Source organism: Oleiphilus sp. HI0123, assembly GCF_001635315.1.
In genome coordinates this window covers 1-908 of sequence record NZ_LWGE01000945.1, presented here as the reverse complement: position 1 = coordinate 908, position 908 = coordinate 1, and the positions used below count along the sequence as shown (strand labels likewise).

1 protein-coding gene is annotated in these 908 nt (G+C 46.8%); it reads left to right on the top strand.

What is annotated here, in order from left to right; genetic code table 11:
* On the top strand, positions 1-873 hold an 873-nt coding region (locus A3761_RS08125), incomplete at its 5' end, for a carboxypeptidase-like regulatory domain-containing protein (RefSeq protein WP_156491739.1).
* Positions 874-908: the final 35 nt, after the last annotated feature.

The window sequence follows — 908 nt, the reverse complement described above, 5'->3', positions numbered from 1 at the left end:
AAACCTTATGGCCCAACTAAACTGGAAATGCAGCTAACACCTGGTAATTACAACATCGAAGTTGCTAAAGAAGGTTATCAGAGCTGGTTATCAAGCGTTGATATACGACGCGGAAGCACCAAAACACTAAAAGCTCAGCTTCAGCAATTTACTAAAGTTGATTACCAAAATGGTATGTGGGCAAACGATATCAAGACAGGCGAAGGAAGCTACATTCAAGAAGGCAGCTTTGAATACAACGGCTCCTTCGTTAATGGCAACTTTCATGGCATCGGCTCTGTCCGATATGCCAACGGAATGAAATACCAGGGAGAGTGGTTTGAAGGCAATATGCAAGGCCGCGGCACCCTCACCACCACAGACGGCGATACCTACATTGGTGAGCTTGATGAAAATGAGTTTAATGGTGAAGGAACCCTAACCAAAGCTACCGGTGACATCTATACAGGTTTCTGGATTGATGGCGTGCTCAATGGGCAAGGCTCTCTTACAACCAAGGGGGGCCTACTATATGTTGGCGGCTTCTCAGACAATTTATTCCACGGTAACGGTTCCCTAACCTACCCGGATGGCGGACACTACGAAGGTTCATTCTCTAACGGTATGTTCCACGGCAAGGGTGTCGAAACCTATGCGAACGGTAAAAAGTATGTCGGACAATTTATTGATGGCCTCTATCACGGTAAGGGAGAGATCCTAAACCCTAATGGAAGTAAGATCACCGGCACATTTAAAGATGGAAAGCCATTTGGCAAGGCAACGCTAACCACAGCAGAAGGCGAAGTGTTTACTGCCAGATCCAGCGAGCCTGGCGTGTGTTACCGGCAAAAAAGTTATCGAGCAACGGAGTGTCCTAAGCTAGAAGGCTGGTAATCAACGTTTGCAATTAGACACAAACGGCCAGCTAC